This window comes from Microbacterium hatanonis, from assembly GCF_008017415.1.
GTDB classification, from domain to species: Bacteria; Actinomycetota; Actinomycetes; order Actinomycetales; family Microbacteriaceae; genus Microbacterium; species Microbacterium hatanonis.
Map to the genome: position 1 here is coordinate 1,044,161 of NZ_VRSV01000001.1, position 18,238 is coordinate 1,062,398.

General features: G+C 69.2%; 21 protein-coding genes. 7 read left to right on the forward strand and 14 right to left on the reverse strand.

Translation table 11 applies throughout. The annotated features are described in order from the left end of the window. Window positions 1-45 precede the first annotated feature (45 nt). Window positions 46-759 (forward strand): alpha/beta fold hydrolase, encoded by a 714-nt coding sequence (locus FVP77_RS04995; protein WP_147893521.1) that lies wholly within the window; start codon window positions 46-48, stop codon window positions 757-759. Between the two features lie 14 nt (window positions 760-773). Here FVP77_RS04995 and FVP77_RS05000 read toward each other — a convergent pair whose 3' ends face one another. Then, the gene (locus FVP77_RS05000) at window positions 774-1,130 is read right to left on the reverse strand and encodes a DUF2834 domain-containing protein (RefSeq protein ID WP_187266821.1); all 357 of its coding nucleotides are present in this window, start codon (window positions 1,128-1,130) and stop codon (window positions 774-776) included. Between the two features lie 230 nt (window positions 1,131-1,360). On the opposite strand from FVP77_RS05000, the gene FVP77_RS05005 reads away from it, so the two are divergent. Further along, window positions 1,361-1,819: a VanZ family protein gene (locus FVP77_RS05005; protein ID WP_147893522.1), complete on the forward strand. Its 459-nt coding sequence runs from the start codon at window positions 1,361-1,363 to the stop codon at window positions 1,817-1,819. Window positions 1,820-1,952: 133 nt separating this feature from the next. Here the strand turns inward: FVP77_RS05005 and FVP77_RS17205 are convergent, their stop codons facing one another. Beyond that, on the reverse strand, window positions 1,953-2,099 hold the full coding sequence (locus FVP77_RS17205; RefSeq protein ID WP_342779732.1) for a hypothetical protein: 147 nt from the start codon (window positions 2,097-2,099) through the stop codon (window positions 1,953-1,955). On the opposite strand from FVP77_RS17205, the gene FVP77_RS05010 reads away from it, so the two are divergent. Beyond that, entirely contained in the window at window positions 2,070-3,623 is a 1,554-nt protein-coding gene (locus FVP77_RS05010) for an alpha-amylase family protein (protein WP_344040489.1), read from the forward strand. The genes FVP77_RS17205 and FVP77_RS05010 overlap by 30 nt on opposite strands. A 40-nt stretch (window positions 3,624-3,663) precedes the next feature. Continuing rightward, on the forward strand, window positions 3,664-5,154 hold the full coding sequence (cls, locus tag FVP77_RS05015; RefSeq protein ID WP_147893523.1) for a cardiolipin synthase: 1,491 nt from the start codon (window positions 3,664-3,666) through the stop codon (window positions 5,152-5,154). Between the two features lies 1 nt (window position 5,155). On the opposite strand, the gene FVP77_RS05020 is transcribed toward cls, so the two are convergent. The 4 genes from FVP77_RS05020 to FVP77_RS05035 form a co-directional block, all read right to left on the reverse strand. Then, on the reverse strand, window positions 5,156-5,737 hold the full coding sequence (locus FVP77_RS05020; RefSeq protein WP_147893524.1) for a dihydrofolate reductase family protein: 582 nt from the start codon (window positions 5,735-5,737) through the stop codon (window positions 5,156-5,158). Between the two features lie 71 nt (window positions 5,738-5,808). Continuing rightward, a complete protein-coding gene (locus tag FVP77_RS05025; RefSeq protein ID WP_147893525.1) occupies window positions 5,809-6,909 on the reverse strand; it encodes a sensor histidine kinase in 1,101 nt (366 codons plus the stop codon). A gap of 43 nt (window positions 6,910-6,952) precedes the next feature. Further along, on the reverse strand, window positions 6,953-7,555 hold the full coding sequence (locus FVP77_RS05030) for a response regulator transcription factor (RefSeq protein ID WP_147893526.1): 603 nt from the start codon (window positions 7,553-7,555) through the stop codon (window positions 6,953-6,955). Beyond that, window positions 7,552-8,769: a sensor histidine kinase gene (locus tag FVP77_RS05035; protein WP_187266822.1), complete on the reverse strand. Its 1,218-nt coding sequence runs from the start codon at window positions 8,767-8,769 to the stop codon at window positions 7,552-7,554. Before FVP77_RS05035 ends, FVP77_RS05030 begins: the two co-directional genes overlap by 4 nt. Before the next feature lie 186 nt (window positions 8,770-8,955). On the opposite strand from FVP77_RS05035, the gene FVP77_RS05040 reads away from it, so the two are divergent. After that, window positions 8,956-9,447 (forward strand): small multidrug efflux protein, encoded by a 492-nt coding sequence (locus tag FVP77_RS05040; RefSeq protein WP_187266823.1) that lies wholly within the window; start codon window positions 8,956-8,958, stop codon window positions 9,445-9,447. Window positions 9,448-9,498: 51 nt separating this feature from the next. Here FVP77_RS05040 and FVP77_RS05045 read toward each other — a convergent pair whose 3' ends face one another. Further along, window positions 9,499-10,158, reverse strand: a complete 660-nt coding sequence (locus FVP77_RS05045; protein WP_147893529.1) for a response regulator transcription factor — start codon at window positions 10,156-10,158, stop codon at window positions 9,499-9,501. A 134-nt stretch (window positions 10,159-10,292) separates the two neighbouring features. On the opposite strand from FVP77_RS05045, the gene FVP77_RS05050 reads away from it, so the two are divergent. After that, window positions 10,293-10,841: an RBBP9/YdeN family alpha/beta hydrolase gene (locus tag FVP77_RS05050; protein WP_246133977.1), complete on the forward strand. Its 549-nt coding sequence runs from the start codon at window positions 10,293-10,295 to the stop codon at window positions 10,839-10,841. A gap of 71 nt (window positions 10,842-10,912) precedes the next feature. Continuing rightward, window positions 10,913-11,536: a M15 family metallopeptidase gene (locus FVP77_RS05055; RefSeq protein WP_147893530.1), complete on the forward strand. Its 624-nt coding sequence runs from the start codon at window positions 10,913-10,915 to the stop codon at window positions 11,534-11,536. Here FVP77_RS05055 and FVP77_RS05060 read toward each other — a convergent pair. From FVP77_RS05060 to FVP77_RS05090, 7 genes are all read right to left on the reverse strand, one after another. Beyond that, on the reverse strand, window positions 11,473-12,081 hold the full coding sequence (locus FVP77_RS05060; protein ID WP_246133978.1) for a class I SAM-dependent methyltransferase: 609 nt from the start codon (window positions 12,079-12,081) through the stop codon (window positions 11,473-11,475). The genes FVP77_RS05055 and FVP77_RS05060 overlap by 64 nt on opposite strands. 68 nt (window positions 12,082-12,149) lie before the next feature. Continuing rightward, window positions 12,150-12,635, reverse strand: a complete 486-nt coding sequence (locus FVP77_RS05065) for a DUF1990 domain-containing protein (protein ID WP_147893532.1) — start codon at window positions 12,633-12,635, stop codon at window positions 12,150-12,152. Between the two features lie 121 nt (window positions 12,636-12,756). Next, the gene (locus FVP77_RS05070) at window positions 12,757-13,800 is read right to left on the reverse strand and encodes a LacI family DNA-binding transcriptional regulator (RefSeq protein ID WP_246133979.1); all 1,044 of its coding nucleotides are present in this window, start codon (window positions 13,798-13,800) and stop codon (window positions 12,757-12,759) included. Continuing rightward, window positions 13,797-15,149 (reverse strand): glycoside hydrolase family 13 protein, encoded by a 1,353-nt coding sequence (locus FVP77_RS05075; protein WP_147893533.1) that lies wholly within the window; start codon window positions 15,147-15,149, stop codon window positions 13,797-13,799. The genes FVP77_RS05070 and FVP77_RS05075 overlap by 4 nt, the downstream gene beginning before the upstream one ends. A gap of 6 nt (window positions 15,150-15,155) precedes the next feature. Further along, entirely contained in the window at window positions 15,156-15,977 is an 822-nt protein-coding gene (locus FVP77_RS05080; protein ID WP_147893534.1) for a carbohydrate ABC transporter permease, read from the reverse strand. Beyond that, window positions 15,974-16,921, reverse strand: a complete 948-nt coding sequence (locus FVP77_RS05085) for a carbohydrate ABC transporter permease (protein ID WP_147893535.1) — start codon at window positions 16,919-16,921, stop codon at window positions 15,974-15,976. Before FVP77_RS05085 ends, FVP77_RS05080 begins: the two co-directional genes overlap by 4 nt. A gap of 10 nt (window positions 16,922-16,931) precedes the next feature. Beyond that, a complete protein-coding gene (locus FVP77_RS05090) occupies window positions 16,932-18,197 on the reverse strand; it encodes an ABC transporter substrate-binding protein (RefSeq protein ID WP_147893536.1) in 1,266 nt (421 codons plus the stop codon). Window positions 18,198-18,238: the final 41 nt, after the last annotated feature.

Below are 18,238 nucleotides of genomic sequence, written 5' to 3' on the forward strand. Positions count from 1 at the left end.
GACGGAAACGGACACCCTGGGCGACGCCCCCGCTACGGTGGCGGCATGAACGCAACGGCGCATCAGACGGGGCGGCGGTGGCTGCTCCTGCACGGGACTCCGCTCGGTCCGGAGGTGTGGGCCGAGACCGCGCATGCCCTGGGGCACGATGCCGTGCTCACGCCCGACTGCCGGGCGGTGCCCGAGGGGGACGACCCGCAGCGCCGCCTCGCGCACGACCTGGCCGCGCGTTTCGACGGCGACCTCGACGTCGTCGGCCACTCGTTCGGCGGACAGGTCGCGCTGGAGTTCGCCCTGGCCGTGCCCGAGCGGGTGCGCTCGCTCACGATCCTGTGCAGCCGCGATACGCCGTTCCCCGCGTTCGGGGCGGTGGCGGATGCCGTCGCCTCGGGCACGGGCGTCCCCACGGTCGAGGCGAGTCTGGCGCGCTGGTTCTCCGCGGACGAGCTCGCCGGAGACGCGCACATCGTCGAGCTCGCGCGGAGCGAGCTGCGCGCAGCATCCCTCATCGACTGGTCTCGCGCGCTCGCGGCAATCGCGGTGTACGACAGCTCTGCCGAGACGCCGTCGTTGCGGATGCCGGTGAGCATCGTCGCCGCCGGACACGACGCCGTCTCGACGCCCGACGCGATGCGTGAGATGGCCGGGCGCATCCCTGGTGCGCAGTTCTCGGTGCACGACGACTGGTTCCACATGTCGCCGTTCGTCGATGCGCGGGCGCTCGCGCGGCTGCTGCAGGGCGGCCGCGACCGCAGCTGAGCTATGCGGCCGGATCAGCCCTCGCCGGCTTCGCGGGCCGCGATCTTCCGCTCGCGCATCGCCAGGAAGAGGGGGAAGGTGAAGGCGAACGCCGTCACCGCCGAGAGCACCACGTACAGCCACGCGCGTTTCATGCGGAGCCGACGGGCCTCGGCGAAGATCAGCACCACCCCGGCGATCGCGACCACGAGCAGGTCCACGCCGATCGACGACACGGCCGGACCGCCGCCGAACAGGTCGGCGAAGTAGTTCCGCCCCTCCACGACCGTCCAGGCGTTCAGCGTGAAGGTCCACACCAGGCCGACGATCGACAGTGCGAGGTAGATGAACGCGCGCGGCGTCCAGTGCTGCGTGATCGCTCGTTGGCTCATGCTCGCACCGTACTCCCGCAGGCGTGAGTTGCCGCAATGCGGGGTCTCGCGGTGCTCGGTGACCCCGAGTCGCGGCACCTCACGTGTGAAGCGTCGGGGGAGGGGTCCAAACGAAAAGATGAAAGCGCTCTCATGAAACCCGTCGACCCGCGCGCATACGCTGCCGCAACACCGCCGCGGGTGTACTCGTCCCGTCGGCCCACCCGAGGTCGGCGGAAAGGGCCGCTTCGATGACCGCTGCCACCACCCGCAGCATCCGCCTCCTCGCCGCCGCGCTCGCGGTCGGCGTGGTCGCTCTGCTCACACTCGCCCCGAGATCGCTCGTGTCGCCCGCCCGCGGGCTCTTCATGCGACTGATGGATGCTGCGCTCGCCCCGCTGTTCGATGCCATCCCTTACGGCGACGCCGAGCGCGTGCTCAACGCGCTCATGTTCGTGCCCCTCGGCGCGACCATCGCCCTCCTCCTGCACCGCCGCGCGTGGCCGCTCGCAATCGTGGCGGGCTTCGGCCTCTCGGCGGCGGTGGAGTATGCGCAGGCCTCGATCCCCGGGAGGGTCCCCGACCTGGATGACGTGGTCTGGAACACTCTCGGCGCTGTCGTCGGCGTGGCCGTCGTCACGGTGCCGCGCATCGCGGGAGCAGCCGTCGTCCGTCACCGGGCTCCTACCGACCGCCCGGCGCGGCGGTGATCGCATACATCATCGAGACCCGCCACCCCTGCGACCCGCCCAGGTCGGCGCGGTAGAACGGAGGAACCAGCCGCCACCGTCCCACCGAAAGGGCTCCGATGACGACCACCCCGTTCCGCGTACCCGTCCTCCGTCACGAGGTCGCGCGATGAGACTCACCGACACCAGCGATCTGTGGTGGAAGACCGCGGTCTTCTAAAACCTCGACGTCAAGACCTACCTCGACACCGACGACGATGGAGTCGGCGACCTGCGCGGCCTCGCGCAGCGGCTCGACCATCTCGCCGAGCTCGGGGTCACGTGTCTGTGGCTCGCGCCGTTCTACCCGTCGCCGCAGCGCGACAACGGCTACGACATCGAGGACTACTACGGGGTCGATCCTCGATACGGAACCCTCGGCGACATGGTGGAGGTGCTCCGTACCGCCCACGACCGCGGGATGCGGGTGATCGTCGACCTCGTCGTGAACCATACGTCCGACCAGCATCCGTGGTTCCAAGAGGCGCGCACGAGCCCTGACAGCCGCTACCGCCACTTCTACCAGTGGCGCGACGACGTGCCCGACGATGCACCCGCGAGCATGTTCCCCGACGTCGAGGACGGCGTGTGGCGCTTCGACGAGACGGCCGGGCAGTACTACAAGCACTCGTTCTACCGGCACCAGCCCGACCTCGCCACCGATCACCCCGAAGTGCGCGAAGAGATCGCGAAAGTGCTCGGCTTCTGGCTCGAGCTGGGCATCGACGGGTTCCGCGTCGACGCCGTGCCGTTCCTCATCGACGGTGACGGCGGGCCCGAGCACGAATTCCTCCGCACCCTTCGCGGCTACGTCTCCCGGCGGCGCGGAACGGCGATGCTGCTCGGCGAGGTCAATCTGCCCTACGACGAGCAGCTCGCCTTCTTCGGCGACTCAGACGGCGACGAGCTCACGATGCAGTTCGACTTCGTCGCGAACCAGCGGCTCTACCTGGCCCTGGCCAGACAGGATGCGGCGCCCCTACGCGATGCGTTGCTGTCCCGCCCCGCGATCGCGCTCGGCAACCAGTGGGGCAACTTCGTCCGCAATCACGACGAGCTCACCCTCGATCAGCTGAGTGAAGACGAGCGCGACGAGGTGTTCGAGGCGTTCGCCCCCGAGAAGGGGCAGCGCATCCATGACCGCGGCATCACCCGCCGCCTGCCGTCGATGCTCGAGGGCGATCCCCGGCGCATCCGCATGGTCTACAGCCTGATCTTCTCGCTGCCCGGAGCCCCCGTGCTCTACTACGGCGAAGAGATCGGCATGGGAGAGGACCCCCGCATCACGGGCAGCCGCGCGGCGGTGAGAACGCCGATGCAGTGGACGGACGCTGATGGAGCGGGCTTCTCGCACGCCGACGCCGACGACCTGGTCGCTCAGGTCGTCGCGGGCGGCTTCGCTCCGCAGCACATCAACGTCTCGCAGCAGCGGCACGACCCGGGGTCGTTCCTGCGGTTCGTGCAGGAGCTGATCCGCACGTATCGCGCGGCCCCCGAGATCGGCTGGGGCGAGCTGTCGATCCTCGACCAGCCGCACTCGTGCGTGCTCGCGCACTCCGTCACGAGCGAACTCGGAATGCTCGTCGCGGCGCACAACTTCGCGCCCGACGGACGCACGTTCCGCATCGACGTCGAGGGCGCCGACGAAGGCTGGCGCGTCGTCAGCCTGCTCGGCGACGACCCGGCGCCGGTCGCTCTGAACGGGGGCGGCTTTGACGTCGAGCTCGGCGGGTACGGTCACCAGTGGTGGCGCGTCATCCGGCCCGAGGAGCGGCGGATCGCGTGAACGTGTGCGCGGCGTCCCTCCGGACTGAAAGGATCAGCAGATGAACTGGCGCGCCCTCCTCTCCCGGATCCCGGCTCTGGTCAAGACGCTGTCACCTGTCGTCCTGGTCGTCGACATCGTGATCCGCGTCGTCGCCGTGATCGCCGTGCCGCGCAATCGGCGTCCCACGTCGGCCATGGCTTGGCTGATGGCGATCTTCATCGCCCCGATCCCGGGCAGCCTCCTGTTCGGCCTCTTCGGCAGCTCGAAGCTCCCGCGCGACCGGCGCAAACGCCAGCGCGAGATCAACGACCTGATCCTCGAGCACACGCAGGGGATCGACGAGGAGATCGCCGACGACCCGCGCCCGCCGTGGTTCGCATCCGTCGCGCAGTTGAACCGCACGCTGGGTGCGATGCCCCTCCTTGAGGGCAACGCCGCCCGACTGTTCCCGCACTACGAGGGCTCGATCGCGGCGATGACGGATGCTGTCGACGCGGCGCGCCGGTACGTGCACGTGGAGTTCTACATCCTTGCGCGCGACAAGACGACGATCGGCTTCTTCGACGCCCTGAAGCGCGCGAGGGAGCGGGGCGTGCAGGTGCGCGTCCTCTTCGACCACTGGGCGACGATCACGAACCCCGAGGGGCGTAACACCCGCCGCTGGCTGAAGGACAACAGCATCCGGTTCGAGGAGATGCTGCCCTTCCATCCGACGAAGGGCATGTGGCGCCGCCCCGATCTGCGCAACCACCGCAAGATCGTCGTGGTGGACGGCAAGATCGCCTTCACCGGTTCGCAGAACATGATCGACAGCAGCTACAACAAGAAGGGCAACATCCGCCGCGGTCTGCAGTGGGTCGACCTCATGGTGCGTCTGGAAGGGCCGGCGGCCATCGGCCTCGACGCCCTGTTCATCACCGACTGGTACAGCGAGACCGACGAGCTGCCCGACGTCACCGACGTCGACGAACTGACCGTGGACCACACCGACCCCGGCACGTTCGAGTGTCAGGTCGTGCCGAGCGGGCCGGGGTTCGACGGCGAGAACAACCTGAAGCTCTTCAACGCTCTGGTCTACTCGGCGCAGAAGAGGCTCATCATCGCAAGCCCGTACTTCGTCCCCGACGACTCGATGCTCTACGCCATCACGACCGCGGCCGAGCGTGGTGTTGACGTGCAGCTGTTCGCGTGCGAGGTGGCCGACCAGTTCCTCGTCTATCACGCGCAGCGGTCGTACTACGAGGCGCTGCTGCGAGCCGGCGTGCGGATCTTCCTCTACGAGAAGCCGATCGTGCTGCACTCCAAGCACTTCACCATCGACGACCAGGTCGCCGTCATCGGGTCGAGCAACATGGACATGCGCTCGTTCAGCCTGAACTTCGAGGTGTCGCTGCTCGTGCACGGCCGAGAGTTCGTCGACGACCTCCGCCAGATCGAGAACGACTACCGGTCGCGCTCGAAGGAGGTGCTGCTCGAGGACTGGTTGCAGCGCCGCGTGCCCGTGCAGGTGCTCGACAACGTCGCCCGCCTGACCGCCACCGTCCAGTAGGTCAGGCGCGGTCGTAGGTCACGACGCGCACGCCGCCCGCGAGCTCCTTCTCGCCGACCGCACGGAACGTGGTCGGCGAGAACGCGCCGGCGAAGAGCGGAATCCCCGCGCCGATGACCCACGGGTTCACCTTCAGCACCAGGCGGTCGATCTCGGGCAGCAGCGAGTGCGCCAGTGTGCCCCCGCCCACCAACCACAGGTCCAGGCCGTCTTGCGCCTTGAGCGCGCGCACCCGATCCAACGCGTTCTCGCGCACCACTTCGACGGCGGGACCGGGCGAATCGGACATGGAGGTCGAGAACACCAGATGCCGGAGGTGCGGGTAGGCGTCGGTGAGTCCGGCCGCCAGACCGATCTCGTACGACGCCCGTCCCTCCAGGACGGTGTCGAAGGCCCGACCGGGCCCGTCGATGCCCATCGCCGCTCGGGCGGGAGCCGGGAGCGTCTCGGGGTAGTTCTCGACGATGAACGCCACGAGGTCGGGCGTGACCGCGAAGTACGGCTCGCCCGAGGGGTCGCCGCCCCCGGGCGGGGCGATGAAACCGTCGATCGTCGTCGCGACGTAGTAGACGAGCTTGCGCATGGGAGGCCTCCGTCGGTTCTCACACTCTCAGCCGCGCCGGTCGGGAATCAAGCGGTGATGGCTGCGAGGGGTCAGCGGGGGAGCACGACGTGCACGAGCAGACCGCCTTCAGGTCGCGCCGTCACCTCGAGCGCCCCGTCGTGGGCGCGCACGATCGACGCCACGATCGCGAGACCGAGCCCCGCGCCCTGGTGCCCCGACTCGGTGCGCGTGCGTCCGGCGCCGCGCACGAACGGCTCGGTGAGCGTCGCGGCGACGGCGGGGTCGAGCACGGGGCCGCTGTTTTCGACGGTCAGCGCCGCCCATCGATCGCCCGGGGTCACGGTCAGTCGCACCCACCCGCCGGGCTCGTTGTGCACGATCGCGTTATGCAGCAGGTTGGCCGCGAGCTGCCCGATGAGGGCCCGGTTCGCCGTGACCTCCACGGACGGCAGCGACACCTGACCCCGGATGCTGCGCGCCTCCGCCTCCGCCTGCACATCCTCCAGCGCGACCGAGGCGAGCGCTGCGAGGTCGATCGCCTCGATCGAGAGTCCGCCCCGGCCCACACGGGCGAGGGTGAGGAGCGCTTCGGTCGTCGCGATCGCGCGGTCGTTGGTGGATCCGATGCGCTGCAGCAGCACGTCGACGTCGCGACCCGTCGGGTCGGCCTGACCGACCTCGACCATCGTGCGGATGATCGCGTGGGGCGTCCGCAGCTCGTGCGACGCGTTCGCGGCGAAGCGTCGTTCCTCGGCGATCGTGTGCTCGACGCGGTCGAGCATCGTGTCGAGGGCGTCGGCCAGGTCGGTGAGCTCGTCGCGCCGCCCGGGGAGGGCGACGCGCTGGTCGAATCGTCCGTCGCGCACGCGGCGCGCAGCATCCGCGATCCTCCCGAGCGGTCGCAGAACCAGCCCCGCGAGCACCCAGCCGCCGATCAGTCCGATGACGATGAGCCCGGCCATCGCCCACCACGCGTACTTCACGAAGACATCGATCAGGTCACCGCGGTTGGGCACGTACTCACCCGTCGGGCGGTAGAGGTTGCCGTCGGGTACATACCGCAGCAGCAGGAACCCGACGACGAACAGGGCAATGCCGGCGACGATGAGGAACCCCGCATAGCTGAGGGCGAGCTTCGCCTGCAGCGAGAGTCCCCTCTCGCGAGAGGGGGCCGCTCCGGTCACCGGCATGCGATCAGCCTAGGTCGACGACCGTATCGCCGACGTATGGCGATCAGATCCACCCGCGTTCCTGCGCCATCACGGTCGCCTGCTGACGCGTGGCCACCGACAGCTTGCCGAGCGCCGACGAGACGTGGTTGCGCACCGTTCCGGGGGAGAGGTGCAGGGTCGCGGCGATCTGCGCGATCGTCTCGCCGCGCCTGCCGGCTCGCAGCACGTCGAGTTCGCGGTCGGTGAGGGGGCTGCGCTCGTCGGCGAGGGCATCGGCCGCGATCTCGGGGTCGACGTAGCGGCGTCCGGACGCGACGCGCCGGATGATCTCGGCGACCTCCTCCGCGCGCCGCGATTTCGGCACGAACCCCTCGACCCCGGCCTGCAGTGCGCGCCGCAGCACACCGGGCCGGGCGTGCCGCGTCACCACGATGCACCGCGCGGAGCTCTTGCCGCGCAGTCGCTCCGCGACCTCCACGCCGTCGAGCCCGGGCATCTCGAGGTCGAGCAGGCACACGTCCGGTTCGACGCGCAGCGCCTCGGCGACCGCATCGGTTCCGTTGCGGCACTCGGCCACGATCTCGAGGTCGTCTTCGAGTCGCAGGAGAGACGCGAGCGCCGTGCGGATCATGTCCTCATCGTCGGCGATCAGTACCCGGATCATGCGAGCTCCTCCTGGTCGAGGGATGCGGCGCCGGCGGGCAGCGACACCGTGAGCGCGAACGTCGTGCCCTCTCGCGAAACGAGCACCTCGCCGCCGACCGCCTCGGCACGACTCGTCATCCCGTCGAGCCCCGACCCCCATCCGGTGTCGTCGTCGCCCGGGTCGTCGTTGGTGATCCGGTACACCCACCGATCGGCGTTCCGTGCGAGCGACAGCGACGCGTGGTGACCACCGCCGTGCTTGAGCACGTTCGTCACGCTCTCGCGCACGATCGGTCCGAGCGCGTCGATGCGTCCGACGTGCGTGTCGACGTCGGTCGTCACCTCGAGTCCTGCAGACCGCAGTAGGTCAGCGGCGTTCTCGAGCTCGTCGGGCAGCGGCACGCCGCGGAACTGCGATGCGAGGTCGCGCGTGCCCTGGCGTGCGTCGTCGACCGCGGCGCGTGCGCGCGCGATCTCGCGGGCCGCGCCTCCGGGGTCGTCGCGCTGCAACAGACGCTCGGCGAGTTCGAGTTGCAGGGCGATCACCTGCAGGTGGTGGCCCTGCAGATCGTGCACGTCGTTCGCGAGGCGCAGGCGCTCGCGCGTCGCGGCCAGTGCACTCTCGGCCTCCCGTGCCCGGTCGAGTTCGAGCACGATCTCCCACCACCACATCGACGAGGCGAATGTCACCGGCAGCAGGGTCGTGAACAGCGCGGGAACGTAGATGTCGAGCCGAGACCACAGCGTGGGCACCTCGACGATCCACAGGGCGATGAGCACGATGGTGACCCCGACCACGACGCGCCACCGGATGCCGCGGGGCCAGGAACGCGCGCTGAGAGCGGCGGCGACGACGCCCGCCCCGGCGAGCCACGAACCCGTGGCGGCACCCAGCACCGCTCCGGCGACGAGCATGGCCCCGAGGCCCACCACTTCGCCGGGGCGCGGGGTGCGACGTTCTTCGTCTCGCCGCGCGATCACACTCGGCCGGTACTCGCTCAGCAGCACGACGAGGCCGGCGACGCCGAGGAGCGTCGCGGCCAGACCGAGCCATACCCGCCCGACCGCGTCGTCGTAATGCACCGGGATCCACCCGACCCACGACAGGGGAGTGACGGCCCCGAAGAAGACGACCGCCGTCGCGGTGTACCACCAGGTCGCGGTGACACCCCGGCCGAGCGCCCGGTCGCCGATGCGCGGACCGCGGTAGGGAGCACTCGTCGGCGTCGTCATGCTTCCACGGTAACCAGCCGTGCACGCGCACGCGCCGCCCGGCCGGAGGGTCGTGACATTCGTCATGGGTCGGCCGCCGCATCCTCCCGGCCGGAGGTGACACGGCGACACTGCCGGCGACGGGGCATCGCGGATGGGATGGAATCACCGCCGCTTGCACATGGCATCCCCACCGAAAGGCTTCTCATGAACCCCGTCGCAGATCTCATCCTCGGATTCCAGAACCTCATCGCGCAGCTCCCGGAATGGGCGCAACCGCTCATCGTGTTCGTCGCCGGCGCGGTGCCCTTCATCGAGGGCGAGGGCGCAGCATCCATCGGCATCATCGGTGGCATCAACCCGGTCATCGCCGCCATCGCGGGTGCCCTCGGCAACTTCGTCGCCGTCGCCATCGTCGTGCTGCTGGGCGCCCAGATCCGGGCCGCGCTGACGAGATCGAAGCCTCGCAAACCCGCCTCGGCGCGCAAAGAGAAGTTTCAGAAGGCCTTCCACCGCTACGGCGTGGTCGGCGTGAGCCTGCTCGGACCCCTGCTGCTGCCGACCCACTTCACCGCCGCGGCGCTCGTCGGTACCGGCGTGCCGAAGGCGCGGGTGCTGCTCTGGCAGGGCGTCGCGATCGTCCTCTGGACGACGCTGCTCACCCTGATCATCACGGGTGTCATCGCCGTCGCGGTCTGACCCCTCCGACTCGGCGCCACCGCTCCTCTGTGGGGGTGGGCGGTGGCGTCGTCATGTCGTCATGCGGTAGCCGACACCGGGCACCGTCTCGATCACCCATGGCTCGCCGAGGCGCTTGCGCAGGGTCGAGATCGTGATGCGGACGGCGTTGGTGAACGGGTCGGCGTTCTCGTCCCACGCCCTTTCGAGAAGGTCCTCGGCGCTCACGACGCCGCCCCCCGCCGTCATGAGCACGTCGAGCACGGCGAACTGCTTGCGCGTGAGGTTGACGTAGTGGCCGTCTCGGAACACTTCGCGCCGGAAGCGGTCGAGCCGCACTCCCGAGATCTCGCTCACCGGGGGCGTGGATGCGGCGGGCCGCCGCCCGAGCGCACGGAGCCGGAGCACGAGCTCACGCAGGGCGAAGGGCTTGGTGAGATAGTCGTCGGCGCCGCTCTCGAACCCCGTCGCCTTGTCGTCGAGCCGGTCGGCCGCCGTCAGCATGAGCACACGGGGCGAGGCGGGTTCGGCGGCCAAGCGGCGTGCGATCTCGTCGCCGTTCGGCCCGGGGATGTCGCGGTCGAGCACGACCACGTCGTACGCGTTGACCGCCAGCTGTTCGAGTGCGGTGTCGCCGTCGCCGGCGATGTCGGCCGCTATGGCCTCGAGTCGCAGCCCGTCGCGGATCGCTTCGGCGAGGTAGAGCTCGTCCTCGACGATCAGCACGCGCATGGCTTCAGCGTAGAGCGGCGCGCGTATTGCGGGCGTATGCGCGAGATTGGCGGCTTTGCGGCGGTGTTCGGCGCGAATCGGCGGCCTCAGCGAGATCGGGCGTGAGCGGATCGTGGCATCGTTCTGCCAGGAGGATGAAGATGCGCGTAGTGGTGGTGCCGGGTATCGGCGGATCCGACGAGGACCACTGGCAGAGCCGGTGGGAGGCGGACTCGGTCGACATGGTGCGACTGGAACCTGTGTCATGGGATGCACCGGAGTTCGGCGACTGGAGCGCGGCGCTCGACCGGGCCACGGGAGGCGAGCGTGTCGTGATCGTCGCCCACAGCCTGGGCTGCCTGCTCGCCGTGCGGTGGGCTCGGGAGCACGAGGTCGCGGGGCTGTTCCTCGTCGCCGTCCCCGACCCCGGCGGTGCCGCCTTTCCCCGGGTGGCCGCGGATTTCGGAGACGACCTCGTCGACCCGCCCGGTGCGCCGACGCTGCTCATCGCGAGCGACGACGATCCGTACTGCTCGCCGGAGCGGTCTGCCGCGTTCGCCCGCGCATGGCAGGCGGACCTCGTCTCGGTCGGATCCCACGGACACCTCAATTCCGCGAGCAACCTCGGCCCATGGCACGAGGGGCGCGACCTCTTCGCGGGATTCATCGCTGCGGTCTCCGATCCGCAGCATCCGTCGACATAGCCGACGCATATCGCCGCCATATCCGTTCGCGCGTACGGCGCGACAACATCGGCTCGCGTGGGATGGGCATCATGCTCACGCTCGATGCTCCCGCCGCCCCTGCTCCCGTCCGACGCGCGTCTGCGCGGAGGCGGCGCGTCGTCTTCGTCGTCGCCGGGGTGATCGCGGCGACCCTCACCGCTGCCGTCATCGGTGTGGCGGTCACGGGTACGTTCTCGGAGGCCGTCGCGCCCTTCACGAAGCTCGTACCGTTCTCACCGACGGCAGAGGACGGACTCATCGCCGAGGGCGAGACCGTGACGGTCGACGACGAGGTGCCCGCGATCGCCCGCCTCAACCCCGACCTGCGCGATGCGATGCGCGCCGCCGAAGCCGAAGCGGCGTCGGACGGCCTCTCCTTCCGGGTGATGAGCGGATGGCGCAGCGTCGAGTACCAGGAATGGCTGCTCGAGGATGCGATCGAGCTCTACGCGAGCGAGGAGGTCGCTCGTCAATACGTCGCGAGCCCGGACCGCTCCACGCACGTCACCGGAGACGGCATCGACATCGGCCCCACCGACGCGCAGTTCTGGCTCATGACGAACGGCTCCCGCTACGGCATCTGCCAGACCTACGCGAACGAGCGATGGCACTACGAGCTCGCCACCGACCCGGGTGGGGTGTGTCCCGAGATGAAGTCGGATGCGGCGTCCTGAACGGGTGCGTTCCGCCACACCACCGAATAGCGCCACATCGGATGCCGCCGCCAGATCATTCCCGGAAGAACCTCGGCGGCGCAGACACGAACCTCCCGGTACGTGTGCGGAGGCGGCCAGATGGTCGGGGCGGAGTGCTCCCACAGGGTTCTCCGGCGCACGTACCACCGGTGCTGAAGCGCGCCGATGACCCCGAGCAGGTGGTCGCCGAGTGAGGACGGCCGGGCCAGCCCGATGACCACGAGCGCACCGCCCGGCGCCGTGAGGTCCCTCAGCCGCGACAGCCCCGCGGTCAGATCGGGAAGGTGGTGGATGGTCGCGACGGAGGCTACGACGTCGAAGGATCGTCCGAGATCGAGCCGCATGATGTCGCCCGGCACCCACGCGATGTCGGGGCGATCCATGGCCGCACGGGCGAGCACCTCGCCGTCGACGTCGACGGCGGTGACGTCGGGGACGGCGTTACGGAGCTCGCGCGCCAACAGACCGTCACCGGTGCCCACGTCGAGCGCTGACGTCGCGCCGTGGGGAACGGCGGCGGTCACGACTCCGTGCAGGTGGATGTTGTGGTTCCACGGCGCCCGCTGGTGAACGCGGCGAGATCGACGAGGGTTCACAGCGCGGCCAGGTAGCGACGCGTCATCCGCGACTGCACGAGGCGGGCGAGCGGGCCGCCCAGGCGGGTGAACCACCGGCCGGGTGCCGAGAACGCGGTGATCGTGAAGGTGACCTCACCGGAGGGTGCGAGGCGCACCTCGAAGCGTTCCTCTCCGCGCTCGGGGTGCCCGGGAAGGGTGCCGTACGCGAAGCCGGCCGCGGTCGCGGTCCGTTCTGCCCAGACGACGAGGCACGGTATGCGGAACGCGAGCGGACCGATGCTCACGAGCATGCGCACGCGCGTGCCCTCGCGGAGCGGCACGTCCGACAGCCGAATGCGTGCGCCCGCTCGTCGCTGCACGAGACCGGCGAACAGGTCGTCGGACGCCCGCTCGAAGCGCTCCCTGCCGTGGCCGATGACGCGCGTCGAGCGGACGTGGTGGTACCCCGCCGGCAGCTCGCCCGCGGTGGCGCCGACCTCGGCGTAGGTGACGGTGGCCATCCCGCCAGCCTATGCACCCACCCGCGTCGAGTGACGTCGGTGAAATCGGGCCGAACCGGTGCGCGTCATCGCACACACGCACCGAACTCGCCCGATTCCACCGATTCGGCGCCGCCGGGTCTCACGCTGCGCGGCCCGTCGATGCGCGGACGAGCAGCGAGGTGGGCAGCCGCTGGTGGCGGATCTCGGCGGGCTTGTCGGTCGCGATTGCCTCGACGAGGTACTCCGCCGCGAGGCGGCCCTTCGTCGCGATGGGTTGCCGCACCGTCGTGAGACTCGGCGCCGTCCAGCTCGCCTCGGCGAGGTCGTCGAATCCGGTCACCGAGAGCGCGCCGGGCACGTCGACACCCGCCGCGCGAGCGGCGTCGAGCACGCCGAAGGCGATGATGTCGCTGAACGCGACGATCGCGGTCGGCGGCTCGGGCTCGGCCCACAGGCGTCGGAACGCCTCCGTGCCACCGGCGCGGGTGCACGCCACCTCGAGCACCGTCATGCCCGGGTCATCGGTCGAGAGGCCCACCTCGCCGAGGCTTCGGCGCACGCCGTCCATCCGCCGGCGCACGGGCCCGCGCCACGCGCCGAACCCGCCCTCGACGCCGGTCTCGAATGCCACGAAGGCGATCCGGCGGTGGCCGAGGCCGAGCAGGTAGTCGACGACTTCGACGGTCCCCTGCCCGTCGTCGATCTCCACGCTCGGAACGTCGTCGTGCCACTCGCTGTCGACGAGCACGAACGGGATGCGGCGTTGCCTCAGCGCCGTCACCTCGCCCCGGTCGTACTCCAGCCCCGAGACGACGAAGCCGTCGACGGCGGCGTACGGGATGGCGCGCAGCATCGAGCCGCGCAGCGGGGGAGCGAGCAGAAGGGTGAAGCCCTCACGGTGACACGTCTGACCGATGCCCTGCAGGAACTGCGTGTAGTACGGGTTCTCCAGCACGTTGTCCAACTGCTGCGGCAGCAGGAGCGCGAGGCTGTCGGTGCGCCGCGTGCGCAGCATCCGTGCCGCCGGGTCCTGCGCGTATCCGAGTTCGCTCGACGCCGCGCGGATGTTCTGCAGCGTGGTGTCGGAGAGCTTGCGCGGATCGTTGAAGGCCAGCGAGACCGCCGACTTCGACACCCCGGCGAGGTCGGCGACCTCCTGCATGGTCACCCGTCGGCGTGTCACGCAGAGCTCCCGGGTGATGCCGCGGTCCCGAGCGAAGCCGTGCCGAGCGGCCCGAGCACGACGGTGTCCGCGTCGAGAGGAGCGAGCTCGGGAATGGAGGCGGTGTCGACGGTCGTCCCCTCGCCGCGGTGCACGATCACCGCCGCCCGCTCGTCCCCACCCGAGCGCACGATCGCGATCGTGTCGGCATCGAGGGCGACGGCGGTCTGTCGTCCCCGTCGCATCGCCGGTTGGTGCGCGCGGAATGCGGCGAAGGTGCGGATGCCGTCGAGCAGTCGGGTGTTCCATGACTCCTCGTTCCAGGGCATCGCGCCGCGACAACCGGGGTCGTTGTCGCCGGTGAGTCCGACCTCGTCGCCGTAGTAGACCATCGGTGCTCCCTCGAGTGAGAACAGCAGGGCATACGAGAGCAGGGCAGCCTCGACGTCGCCCGCGTGGCGGGTGAGTACGCGTTCGGTGTCATGGCTTCCGAGCAGGTTGAGCATGCCGCGGTGGAACCCGGCGGGGATCTCGGCGTGGAGCGCATTCAGGCCCGCGGCGAGCGCGAAGGCGTCGATGCCGCCGTCGGCGGTGAAGCCGAGGATGAGGTCGCGGGCGGTGTAGTTCATGGTGCCGTCGGCGGTGTCGCCCTGCAGCCATTCGACGGGTGAGCGCCATTCTTCGGCGACGATGTAGAGATCCTCGCTCTTGCCTTTCACCGTGGTACGGAACTCGCGCCAGAACGTGTGGTTGATGAAGTACGGCACATCGAGCCGCCACCCGTCGATGCCCTGTTCGATCCAGTACCGCGCGACGTCGAGATGGTGGTGCCGCACCTCGGGGTTGTACGCGTTCCACTTCGGCAGGTAGTAGCAGCCCGAACACGTGCGGTAGTTCGGCGTCGGGTGGGCGGTGACGGGGAATCCCTCGACCGAGAACCAGTTCACGTAGGCAGAGTCGGCCTCGTTCTCAACGACGTCTGAAAACGCCCAGTGGCCGTCGCCGCAGTGGTTGAGCACGGCGTCGAGCACGATGCGGATGCCTCGCGCACGGCACTCGGCCATCAGCGCGTGGAAGGTCTCGAGCGTGCCGAGACGGTGATCGATCGAGAAGTAGTCCTTGGCGTCGTAGCGGTGGTTCGTATCGGCCTCGAAGATCGGCGTCAGGTAGAGCGCGTTGGCCCCCAGCGCCACGATGTGGTCGAGGTGGTCGATGATGCCCTGCAGGTCACCGCCGAAGAAGTTGTCGGGTGTCGGCGTCGAGCCCCACGGCACGACGTTCTGGGGGTCGAGAGAGGGGTCCGCGTTCGCGAACCGCTCGGGGAAGATCTGGTAGAAGACGGCGTCGGCGAGCCAGTCGGGAGCGGTCACGGAATATCAGTCCTTCAGTCCGGAGGTGGTGATGCCGCGCACGAGGGCGCGTTGGAAGAAGAGGAAAACGAGGATGCTGGGAATCGTCGCCGTCAAAGTGCCTGCCATGAGGTAGTTCCAGCTCGTGCCGTACCGGCCCACGAACGACGACAACCCGATCTGGATCGTGCGCACCTCGTCGGTGTTCGTCACCAGCAGCGGCCAGAGGAAGTCGTTCCAGGCGAACAGGAAGCTGAAGATCGCGAGGGTCGCGAAGGCGGGGCGGGAGAGGGGCACGATGATGCGCAGGAAGGTCCCGATGCGGCTGCACCCGTCGATCCGCGCCGCGTCTTCGAGTTCCTGCGGGATCGACACGAAGAACTGCCGCAACAGGATGATGCCGAACACGTCGGCCATGCGCGGGACGATCAGCGCCGCATAGGTGTCGATCCAGCCGAGGTCGGCGACGATCGTATACGCCGGGATGATCGTGACGAAGGTCGGCACCATCAACGCGGCGAGCAGCACGACGAAGATCGTGTTGCGGAACGGGAACGTCAGTCGCGCGAACGCGTAGGCGGCCATCGCGTCGAAGACGAGGTGGCTCGAGACGATCCCGACCGCCATGACGACGCTGTTGAGGTAGTACTGGCCGAAGGGTGCGGCCTCCCACGCTGTCAGGTAGTTCTGCCAGTTCCACGACGTCGGGATGACCGACGTGTTCGTGTACGTCTCCGCGCGGCTCTGGAGCGAGGTCGTGAACATCCACAGGAACGGCACGATCACGACCGCCGCACCGGTGATCAGAAGGGCGTGGCGCCCGAGGCGCAGGGCGAGGGGCTGTCTCATCGGTCGCTCCGTCCTGACCCGCTGGCCCGCCATTGCACGAGGGTGACGCCGAGCACGAGAAGGAGCGTGACGAACGCGATCGCGGTTCCGTACCCGAAGTCGCCGAGGCGGAAAGCCGTGCGGTACATGAACATGCCGAGCACGTCGGTTCCGCCCCGCGGACCGCCCTCGGTCAGGACATAGACCAGATCGAACGCCTGGAAGCTCGTGATGAGCGCCTGCACGACGACGAAGAACGTCATCGGGGCGAGGAGGGGGATCGTCATGTGCCGCAGGCGTCGCCACGCGTTCGCGCCGTCGAGCTGCGCCGCCTCGTAGACGGCCGGAGGCAGCGCCTGGAGTGCCGTGAGATACAGCACGGCATTGAAGCCGACGTTCTTCCACACGGTCAATGCGGTCAGCGCACCGAGTGCGAGCCACCGTTCCTGCAGCCAGTCCGGGCCGATGATGCCGACCTGGGCGAGGAGGGCGTTCACGAACCCCGCCGGGTCGAGCATGTACTTCCACACGATGGCGGCTGCGACCGACGAGGTGACCGCCGGGAGGAAGTAGATGCTGCGGTAGAAGCCGCGCCCCCGCATGGGAGCGTCGAGCAGCAGCGCGACGGCGAGCCCCGTGGCGACCGACAGCACGCACACCCCGGTCGCGTAGACGACGGTGACGAGCAGACTGTTCCAGAACGCCGGGTCTTGCGCGAGCCGGACGTAGTTGTCGAGTCCGACGAACTCCTTGACGGGGTCGAAGCCGTTCCATGAGGTGAGGCTCGTGTAGCCGGCGTTGATGATCGGGTAGACGACGAAGACGCCGAGGATCGCGAGCGCCGGAACCAGGAACATCAGCGCCGTGATGACCTGATCGCGATCCCCTCTGCGGCGCCGCCGGGTGGGGGCGGACCCGCCCGACGCGGACTGCGCCGGGCGGATCCGGGTGGGTACCGATGTCACGATCGTCCGCTCAACCGTTCTTCAGCACGTCGTTGACCGCCCGCTCGGCGGCATCGAGCGCGTCGTCGACGGATGCTTCGCCGGCGAGCGCCTTCTCGATCTCCTGCGCGAAGGCCAGGGACACCGTCGGGTACAGGGGCGTGTTCGGGCGGGCGTGAGCGTCCGCCATCTGCTCGACATAGGGGAGAAGGCGGGGTTCGGTCGAATCCACCCACTCGAGGTACGCCGAGCCCGTCGCGACGGAGTCGAGCACCGGCAGCATCCCGGTCTCCTTGCTCCACTCGGTCACCTGGTCGGCCTCGAGGAACCACGACAGGAAGTCGGCCGCGGCGTCGGCCTCGGCATCGGAGTTCTCGAACACCATGGCCTGCTCGCCGCCGAGGTTCGTGGCCGGTTCGCCGTCGCTCGGGTAGGGCACCTGCGCGGTGCCGAACTCGAACGGCGGGTCGGCCGCCCAGATGCCGACCATCCACGAGCCTTCCTGAGCGGAACCGCCCTGCCCCTTCTCGAACTCGCCCCACTTCGCGTACGGGCTCACACCCGAGTCGATGAGGTCGACCCAGTACTGCAGGGCTTCCGCGCCCTCGGGGGTGTTGAAGGCCGCGGCGGAGTTGTCGGCGGTGAGGAAGTCGCCGCCCGCCTGCCAGAGGTTGACCTGGAAGTTCCAGGTCAGGCCCTCGCCGCTGTCACCGGCCTGCGTGTACAGGTCGTAGCCGGGCTTGCCGGTCTCGTCGAGGATCGTCTGACCGGCCGCCTTCAGCTCATCCCACGTGGTCGGGGGATTCTCGGGGTCGAGCCCTGCCTCGGCGAAGAGGGTCTTGTTGTACATGTAGCCCAGGTTGTTCGCGGAGACCGGTACCGAGACCTGCTTGCCGTCGATGGTGCCGAACGAGGTGAGCGCGTCGTTGACGTCGGTCAGGGTGTCATCGGGGATGCGGCCGTTCAAGTCGGCCAGCGTGCCGATCTCGGCGATCTGCGGCACCCACACGAGATCGCCGATGGCGATGTCGGGCAGAGTGTCGGACGTCGCCGAGGCTCGCAGCTTCGTGAGGAAGTCGGAGTTCGGCACGTTCGACGCGCTGATCCTCACGTCGGACTGCGACGCGTTATAGGTGTCGACCATCGCGTCGAACGCGTCGGCGTTCGTGCCGTCCCAGTAGTGCCAGACGGACACCTCGACGGGCCCGTCCCCGGTAGCGCCGTTCGCGGCGCATCCCGAGAGGACGAGCGCGCCGACGGCTCCGATGACGACGGCGGCGGTGGACGTGCGTTTCATGGTTTTCTCCTTGCTGTTCGGGTTCGAAGATATGAACGGGA

What these genes read in the sequence shown, in the direction of transcription:
- FVP77_RS04995 (WP_147893521.1), top strand. Translation starts at nt 46, where the DNA reads ATGAACGCAACGGCGCATCAGACGGGGCGGCGGTGGCTGCTCCTGCAC.
- FVP77_RS05000 (WP_187266821.1), bottom strand. Translation starts at nt 1,130, where the DNA reads ATGAGCCAACGAGCGATCACGCAGCACTGGACGCCGCGCGCGTTCATC.
- FVP77_RS05005 (WP_147893522.1), top strand. Translation starts at nt 1,361, where the DNA reads ATGACCGCTGCCACCACCCGCAGCATCCGCCTCCTCGCCGCCGCGCTC.
- FVP77_RS17205 (WP_342779732.1), bottom strand. Translation starts at nt 2,099, where the DNA reads ATGGTCGAGCCGCTGCGCGAGGCCGCGCAGGTCGCCGACTCCATCGTC.
- cls (WP_147893523.1), top strand. Translation starts at nt 3,664, where the DNA reads ATGAACTGGCGCGCCCTCCTCTCCCGGATCCCGGCTCTGGTCAAGACG.
- FVP77_RS05020 (WP_147893524.1), bottom strand. Translation starts at nt 5,737, where the DNA reads ATGCGCAAGCTCGTCTACTACGTCGCGACGACGATCGACGGTTTCATC.
- FVP77_RS05025 (WP_147893525.1), bottom strand. Translation starts at nt 6,909, where the DNA reads ATGCCGGTGACCGGAGCGGCCCCCTCTCGCGAGAGGGGACTCTCGCTG.
- FVP77_RS05030 (WP_147893526.1), bottom strand. Translation starts at nt 7,555, where the DNA reads ATGATCCGGGTACTGATCGCCGACGATGAGGACATGATCCGCACGGCG.
- FVP77_RS05035 (WP_187266822.1), bottom strand. Translation starts at nt 8,769, where the DNA reads ATGACGACGCCGACGAGTGCTCCCTACCGCGGTCCGCGCATCGGCGAC.
- FVP77_RS05040 (WP_187266823.1), top strand. Translation starts at nt 8,956, where the DNA reads ATGAACCCCGTCGCAGATCTCATCCTCGGATTCCAGAACCTCATCGCG.
- FVP77_RS05045 (WP_147893529.1), bottom strand. Translation starts at nt 10,158, where the DNA reads ATGCGCGTGCTGATCGTCGAGGACGAGCTCTACCTCGCCGAAGCGATC.
- FVP77_RS05050 (WP_246133977.1), top strand. Translation starts at nt 10,293, where the DNA reads ATGAAGATGCGCGTAGTGGTGGTGCCGGGTATCGGCGGATCCGACGAG.
- FVP77_RS05055 (WP_147893530.1), top strand. Translation starts at nt 10,913, where the DNA reads ATGCTCACGCTCGATGCTCCCGCCGCCCCTGCTCCCGTCCGACGCGCG.
- FVP77_RS05065 (WP_147893532.1), bottom strand. Translation starts at nt 12,635, where the DNA reads ATGGCCACCGTCACCTACGCCGAGGTCGGCGCCACCGCGGGCGAGCTG.
- FVP77_RS05080 (WP_147893534.1), bottom strand. Translation starts at nt 15,977, where the DNA reads ATGAGACAGCCCCTCGCCCTGCGCCTCGGGCGCCACGCCCTTCTGATC.
- FVP77_RS05090 (WP_147893536.1), bottom strand. Translation starts at nt 18,197, where the DNA reads ATGAAACGCACGTCCACCGCCGCCGTCGTCATCGGAGCCGTCGGCGCG.